This window comes from Streptomyces coeruleorubidus, from assembly GCF_008705135.1.
In the GTDB taxonomy this organism is placed as follows: domain Bacteria; phylum Actinomycetota; class Actinomycetes; order Streptomycetales; family Streptomycetaceae; genus Streptomyces; species Streptomyces coeruleofuscus.
Genome location: NZ_CP023694.1, coordinates 3,812,518 through 3,820,000 on the forward strand (window position 1 = coordinate 3,812,518; position 7,483 = coordinate 3,820,000).

5 protein-coding genes and 2 rRNA genes (1 of these 7 cut by a window edge) are annotated in these 7,483 nt (G+C 69.2%); 5 read left to right on the forward strand and 2 right to left on the reverse strand.

Annotated features, from left to right (window positions below):
• Nucleotides 1-124: 124 nt before the first annotated feature.
• From CP976_RS17505 to CP976_RS17525, 5 genes are read left to right on the forward strand one after another with little or no spacing between them, the layout of a single operon-like run.
• Nucleotides 125-1,528, forward strand: coding sequence for a DUF7847 domain-containing protein (locus tag CP976_RS17505; protein WP_150481222.1), 1,404 nt, complete (start codon nucleotides 125-127; stop codon nucleotides 1,526-1,528).
• A gap of 52 nt (nucleotides 1,529-1,580) precedes the next feature.
• Nucleotides 1,581-2,303 (forward strand): DUF4129 domain-containing protein, encoded by a 723-nt coding sequence (locus CP976_RS17510; RefSeq protein ID WP_373304846.1) that lies wholly within the window; start codon nucleotides 1,581-1,583, stop codon nucleotides 2,301-2,303.
• Nucleotides 2,300-3,496 carry a DUF4350 domain-containing protein gene (locus CP976_RS17515; protein ID WP_150481224.1) on the forward strand — a complete coding sequence of 399 codons (1,197 nt, stop codon included), beginning with the start codon at nucleotides 2,300-2,302 and terminating at the stop codon, nucleotides 3,494-3,496. The genes CP976_RS17510 and CP976_RS17515 overlap by 4 nt, the downstream gene beginning before the upstream one ends.
• Complete coding sequence (locus tag CP976_RS17520) at nucleotides 3,496-4,485, forward strand: AAA family ATPase (protein ID WP_150481225.1); 990 nt, start codon at nucleotides 3,496-3,498, stop codon at nucleotides 4,483-4,485. Before CP976_RS17515 ends, CP976_RS17520 begins: the two co-directional genes overlap by 1 nt.
• Nucleotides 4,485-5,795 (forward strand): DUF58 domain-containing protein, encoded by a 1,311-nt coding sequence (locus tag CP976_RS17525; protein ID WP_150481226.1) that lies wholly within the window; start codon nucleotides 4,485-4,487, stop codon nucleotides 5,793-5,795. The genes CP976_RS17520 and CP976_RS17525 overlap by 1 nt, the downstream gene beginning before the upstream one ends.
• A 77-nt stretch (nucleotides 5,796-5,872) precedes the next feature.
• On the opposite strand, the gene rrf is transcribed toward CP976_RS17525, so the two are convergent.
• A 5S ribosomal RNA gene (gene rrf, locus CP976_RS17530) occupies nucleotides 5,873-5,988 on the reverse strand.
• Nucleotides 5,989-6,083: 95 nt separating this feature from the next.
• Nucleotides 6,084-7,483, reverse strand: a 23S ribosomal RNA gene (locus tag CP976_RS17535) (it continues 1,720 nt past the right edge of the window).

Sequence of the window (7,483 nt, forward strand, 5' to 3'; positions counted from 1 at the left end):
CTAACCAGCGGACAATTGAAGGTACGCAGCCCATACCGCTGCCGGTCACTCCAAGACCACCCCATGGCACGATGGCTGCCAACCTGCCGCCGCGACCGCGGACGGGCACCGTGAAGGAGCGACGATGAACGACACTCCGGGCTGGGCCTCGCCCGGATCCGCCCCGTCCGACGGGCAGAAGCCTGACGCGTCCGGCCCTGCCGAGCCCGCCGACCACCCCAACCCTGCCGAACCTTCCGACCGCCCCGGCCCCGCACAGCCCACGGACCAGCCGGGCCAGCCTGGCCAGGCCCCGCAGGCCCCCGGCCCGCAGTGGTCCAAGGACCAGCCGCCACCCGCCCAGTGGTCCGCCCCCAGCGGCCCCGGCGCCCCGGCCGGCCCCGGCCAGGCTCCCCCGCCCCCGCCGCCCGGCCCGGGCTGGGGCACTCAGCCCCCCGGCGGCTACGGCCCTGGCGGCCCCGGTGGATACGGTCCCGGCGGTCCAGGAAGCCCCGGCGGCCCCGGCGGCTGGGGCAGCGCCTGGGGCGGCCCCCCGCCCGCGGCCAAGCCCGGCGTGATCCCGCTCCGCCCGCTCGGCGTGGGCGAGATCCTCGACGGCGCGGTCTCCACCATGCGCACCTACTGGCGCACGGTCCTGGGCATCTCCCTGACCGTCGCGGTCATCACCGAGATCATCGTCGTGCTGTTCCAGGGCCTCGTCCTTGACGACTCCAGCACCGACGCCCTCAACGACCCGAGCGCCACCCTCAGCGAACTGAGCCGCGCCCTGGGCGACGCCATGCTCAACTCCACCGTCGTCTTCGTCATCTCCCTGGTCGGCACCGTCATCGCGACCGCACTGCTCACCACCGTCACCAGCCGCGCCGTGCTCGGCAAGTCGGTGACCATCGGCGAGGCCTGGCGGGACGCCCGCCCTCAGGTCGTCAGACTTTTCGGCCTCATCTGCCTGCTGCTGCTCATCACCGCCGGCATCGTCACCGTGGGAACCCTGCCCGGCATCCTCGTCAGCGTCGCCGGGAGCACCGGAGCGGGCGTCGCCCTGACCGTCCTGGGCATCATCGGCGCCGGCATCGTCGCCCTGTGGCTGATGATCCGCTTCTCCCTGGCCTCGCCCGCGCTGATGCTGGAGAAGCAGGGCATCAAGAAGGCGATGAGCCGCTCCACGAAGCTGGTCCGGGGCACCTGGTGGCGGATCTTCGGCATCCAGCTGCTCGCCACGATCATCGCGAACGTCGTCGCCTCGATCATCGTCATCCCCTTCACCTTCCTCGCCGGGGCCCTGAGCGGCGACGGCATCACCGGCTGGCTCAACTCCGGTGTCGGCAGCCTCGGCTGGACGTTCCTCATCGTCAGCGGCATCGGCTCGGTGATCGGCTCCATGATCACGTTCCCGATCACGGCGGGCGTCACCGTGCTCCTCTACATCGACCAGCGCATCCGCCGCGAGGCCCTCGACCTCGAACTGGCCCGCGCCGCCGGAGTCCAGGGCTACGGCCCCAACGCCCCCGGCGCCACCCCGGGGAGCTGATGCGGTGACCTGGGCGGGGGAAGTTCTCACAACGGCGCTGCCACGCACCGCCATACGCACAGTGCTGCGCGCCGGCGACACCTCGGTGCTGTCGTCGGCACGCTCCGCCGACGAACCGCCCCTCACCACACCGCGCGACCCCGCGCGCGAGGCGGCCCGACGCGAGCTGTCCAAGCGGATGTACCACGAGGACGACCCCAGTCTGTTCCAGCGCGCCCTGGACGCCTTCTGGGAGTGGCTCGACAAACTCTTCAACGCCGCCTCGAGCGCCACACCCGGCGGAGCACTCGGCCTGGTCGTCATCATTCTGGCCGTCGTCGCGGTCCTGGCCGCCCTGTGGTGGCGCCTGGGCACCCCGCGCCGCCAACCCACCTCGTCCGCCACCCTGTTCGACGACCGCCCCCGCAGCGCCGCCGACCACCGCGCCGCCGCCGAGGCGCACGCCGCCCAGGGCCACTGGAACCAGGCCGTCCAGGAGCGCATGCGGGCCCTCGTCCGCGCCCTGGAGGAACGCGCCCTCCTCGACGCCCGCCCCGGCCGCACCGCCGACGAGGCCGCCGCCGAAGCCGGCCGGGCCCTGCCCGCCCACACCGACCGACTACGCTCCGCCGCCCGCGACTTCGACGACGTGACGTACGGCGGCCGGTCGGCGACCGAGCAGTCGTACCACCGCATCGCCGAACTCGACCGCGACCTGGAACGCACCAAGCCCCAGCTCGCGAGCAGCAGCGCCCACAGCACGGCCCCCCAGACCCGCCAGGGAGCCGCCGAATGACCACCGAGGCCACGCTCCCGTCCACCTCGGCCTCGCCCACCGCACGCCAGGTATGGACCCGCGCGCGCGGCATCGCGCTCGCCCTCGTACTGCTCCTGGTGGGAGCCATCGCCATCGCCGTGATCCGCTCCGACGCCCGGCACGGCGAACTCGACCCGCGCTCCGCCGACCCCAACGGCAGCCGCGCCGTCGCCGAGCTCCTCGCCGACCGGGGCGTGGACACGCGCGTGGTCACCACCCTGGACGAGGCAGCCGCCGCAACCGGCCCGGACACGACCCTCCTGGTCGCCGTCCCCGACCTGCTGAGCCGAAGTCAGCAGTCCCGTCTGCACAACGCGTTCGCCGACTCCGACGGCCGTACTGTCCTGGTCGCCCCCGGCAGCGCGTCCGTCGAACGGCTCACCCCCGGCGTCACCGCCGACCCCGCCACCAGCCTCGACTCCACTCTCTCCCCCGACTGCGACCTGCCCGCCGCCCGGCGCGCGGGCACCGCCGACACGGGCGGCGTCCGCTACACCACCACCCACCTCGACGCCGACAAGTGCTACACCAGCGAGCGCCTGGCCACCCTGCTGCGCCTCCCGGACCCGACCGGGGACGGCGACACCGTCGTCCTCGGCGCCCCCGACATCCTCCTCAACGACCGCCTCGACAAGCAGGGCAACGCCTCGCTCGCCCTCCAACTCCTCGGCTCCCGCCCCCATCTGGTCTGGTACCTCCCCTCGCTCTCCGACACGTCGGCCACCGGCACCGACGACGAACGCAGCTTCTTCGACCTGCTGCCCTCGGGCTGGCTCTGGGGCACCCTGCAACTCTTCATCGCCGCAGCCCTGGCCGCCCTCTGGCGGGCACGCCGGCTCGGCCCCCTCGTGCCCGAAAAACTCCCCGTCGCGATCCGCGCCTCCGAAACCGCCGAAGGCCGCGCCCGCCTCTACCGCAAGGCCGACGCCCGCGACCGCGCGGCCAACGCTCTTCGCTCCACCACCCGCACCCGCCTCGCCCCCCTCACAGGCGTCCCCGTCACCCAGGCGCACACACCCGAGGCCCTGCTCCCAGCCCTGTCCGCCCACCTCCACGGCGACGGACAGGACCTGCGCACCCTCCTCTTCGGACCACCGCCCAGCGACGACGCAGCACTCATCGCACTCGCCGACCAACTCGACGCCCTCGAAAGAGAGGTACGCCGTCCATGATGGACCCGACCACTGACAACGCCGGGCAGACCGGGGACCAGGGCACCGCCCGAGCCGCCCTGGAGGCCCTGCGCGCCGAGATCGCCAAGGCCGTGGTCGGCCAGGACCCCGCCGTCACCGGCCTCGTCGTCGCCCTGCTCTGCCGCGGCCACGTCCTCCTCGAAGGCGTCCCCGGCGTCGCCAAGACCCTCCTGGTCCGCGCCCTCGCCTCCGCCCTCGAACTCGACACCAAACGCGTCCAGTTCACCCCCGACCTGATGCCCAGCGACGTGACCGGCTCCCTGGTCTACGACACCCGCAGCGCCGAGTTCTCCTTCCAGCCCGGCCCGGTCTTCACCAACCTCCTCCTCGCCGACGAGATCAACCGCACGCCCCCCAAGACCCAGTCGTCCCTCCTGGAAGCCATGGAGGAACGCCAGGTCACCGTCGACGGCACCCCCCGCCCCCTCCCCGACCCGTTCCTGGTCGCGGCGACCCAGAACCCGGTCGAGTACGAGGGCACCTACCCCCTCCCGGAAGCCCAGCTGGACCGCTTCCTCCTCAAACTCACCATCCCCCTCCCCTCCCGCCAAGACGAGATCGACGTCCTCACCCGCCACGCCGAGGGCTTCAACCCGCGCGACCTCAAGGCCGCCGGCGTACGCCCCGTAGCGGGCCCGGCGGACCTGGAGGCAGCCCGAGCCGCCGTCGCCAAGACGACGATCTCTCCGGAGATCACCGCCTACGTCGTCGACATCTGCCGCGCCACCCGCGAGTCGCCGTCCCTCACCCTCGGCGTATCCCCCCGAGGCGCCACGGCCCTCCTGGCCACCGCCCGCGCCTGGGCCTGGCTGACAGGCCGCGACTACGTCATCCCCGACGACGTGAAGGCACTGGCCCTCCCCACCCTCCGCCACCGCGTACAACTCCGCCCGGAGGCCGAAATGGAAGGCGTGACGGCCGACTCCGTCATCAACGCGATCCTCGCCCACGTCCCCGTCCCCCGCTGATGGCACTCACCGGACGCGCCGCCCTCCTCGCGGCCCTGGGATCCCTCCCCGTCGGCATCTGGGAACCGAGCTGGACGGGCATCCTGGCGGTCAACGCGCCCCTGGCCGTGGCCTGCGCCTGCGACTTCGCCCTGGCCGCCCCAGTGCGACGCCTGGGCCTGACCCGCTCCGGCGACACCTCCGTACGCCTCGGCGACACAGCGGACGTGACCCTGACCATCACCAACCCGTCCCGCCGCCCCCTCCGTGCCCGCCTCCGCGACGCCTGGCCACCGAGCACCTGGCAGCCGGGCACGGAGACGACGGCCTCCCGTCACCGCCTCCCGGTCCCCCCGGGCGAACGCCGGCGCGTGACGACCCGACTGCGCCCCACCCGCCGAGGCGACCGCCAGGCCGACAGCGTCACCATCCGCTCGTACGGCCCCCTCGGCCTCTTCTCCCGCCAGGGCACCCACAAAGCTCCCTGGACGGTACGCGTCCTGCCGCCGTTCACCAGCCGCAAGCACCTGCCGTCCAAGCTGGCCCGCCTCCGCGAACTGGACGGCCGCACAAGCGTCCTCACCCGAGGCGAGGGCACCGAATTCGACAGCCTGCGCGAGTACGTCCCCGGCGACGACACCCGCTCCATCGACTGGCGCGCCACAGCACGCCAGACCACGGTCGCCGTACGCACCTGGCGCCCGGAGCGCGACCGCCACATCCTCCTGGTCCTCGACACCGGCCGTACCTCGGCAGGCCGCGTGGGCGACGCACCCCGTCTCGACGCATCCATGGACGCGGCCCTCCTCCTCGCGGCCCTCGCGTCCCGCGCCGGCGACCGCGTCGACCTGCTCGCCTATGACCGCAAAGTCCGCGCCCTCGTCCAAGGCCGCACGGCAGGCGATGTCCTTCCGTCACTGGTCAACGCGATGGCCACGCTGGAGCCCGAGCTCGTCGAGACGAACGCCCGCGGCCTCACGGCCACGGCCCTGCGCACGTCTCCCCGCCGCTCTCTGATCGTGCTCCTCACCACCCTGGACGCGGCCCCCATCGAAGAGGGCCTCCTCCCGGTCCTCTCCCAGCTCACCCAGCGCCACACGGTCCTGCTGGCATCAGTAGCGGACCCGCACATCACCGAAATGGCCAAGGCACGCGGGAACGTCGACGACGTCTACGAGGCAGCCGCAGCCGCCCAGGCCCAGTCCGAACGTCACCACACGGCGGAACAACTCCGCCGTCACGGCGTCACAGTCGTGGACGCGACACCCGACGACCTGGCGCCGGCCCTGGCGGACGCGTATCTGGCATTGAAGGCGGCTGGACGCCTGTGACAGTAAAGGCCCTCGAAAGAGGGCCCTTAAACGCAGAAAACCCCCGCATCCGAAGATGCGGGGTTTTCCCAAGAATTGTTCGGCGGCGTCCTACTCTCCCACAGGGTCCCCCTGCAGTACCATCGGCGCTGTAAGGCTTAGCTTCCGGGTTCGGAATGTAACCGGGCGTTTCCCCTACGCTATAACCACCGAAACACTATGAAACTGTGGAACTATGCCGCACCATACCGTGACCATGGCATGGGGCTGTTCGTGGTTTCAGAACCAACACAGTGGACGCGAGCAACTGAGGACAAGCCCTCGGCCTATTAGTACCGGTCAACTCCACACGTTACCGTGCTTCCATATCCGGCCTATCAACCCAGTCGTCTACTGGGAGCCTTACCCTCTCTAGGAGGTGGGAGTCCTCATCTCGAAGCAGGCTTCCCGCTTAGATGCTTTCAGCGGTTATCCCTCCCGAACGTAGCCAACCAGCCATGCCCTTGGCAGAACAACTGGCACACCAGAGGTTCGTCCGTCCCGGTCCTCTCGTACTAGGGACAGCCCTTCTCAAGACTCCTACGCGCACAGCGGATAGGGACCGAACTGTCTCACGACGTTCTAAACCCAGCTCGCGTACCGCTTTAATGGGCGAACAGCCCAACCCTTGGGACCGACTCCAGCCCCAGGATGCGACGAGCCGACATCGAGGTGCCAAACCATCCCGTCGATATGGACTCTTGGGGAAGATCAGCCTGTTATCCCCGGGGTACCTTTTATCCGTTGAGCGACGGCGCTTCCACAAGCCACCGCCGGATCACTAGTCCCGACTTTCGTCCCTGCTCGACCCGTCGGTCTCACAGTCAAGCTCCCTTGTGCACTTACACTCAACACCTGATTGCCAACCAGGCTGAGGGAACCTTTGGGCGCCTCCGTTACTCTTTAGGAGGCAACCGCCCCAGTTAAACTACCCATCAGACACTGTCCCTGATCCGGATCACGGACCCAGGTTAGACATCCAGCACGACCAGACTGGTATTTCAACGACGACTCCACACTAACTGGCGTTAGCGCTTCACAGTCTCCCAGCTATCCTACACAAGCCGAACCGAACACCAATATCAAACTGTAGTAAAGGTCCCGGGGTCTTTCCGTCCTGCTGCGCGAAACGAGCATCTTTACTCGTAGTGCAATTTCACCGGGCCTATGGTTGAGACAGTCGAGAAGTCGTTACGCCATTCGTGCAGGTCGGAACTTACCCGACAAGGAATTTCGCTACCTTAGGATGGTTATAGTTACCACCGCCGTTTACTGGCGCTTAAGTTCTCAGCTTCGCCACCCCGAAGAGTGACTAACCGGTCCCCTTAACGTTCCAGCACCGGGCAGGCGTCAGTCCGTATACATCGCCTTACGGCTTCGCACGGACCTGTGTTTTTAGTAAACAGTCGCTTCTCGCTGGTCTCTGCGGCCACCCCCAGCTCACCGTGTAAAACGGATCACCAGTGATGGCCCCCCTTCTCCCGAAGTTACGGGGGCATTTTGCCGAGTTCCTTAACCATAGTTCACCCGAACGCCTCGGTATTCTCTACCTGACCACCTGAGTCGGTTTAGGGTACGGGCCGCCATGAAACTCGCTAGAGGCTTTTCTCGACAGCATAGGATCATCCACTTCACCACAATCGGCTCGGCATCAGGTCTCACCCTCAAGT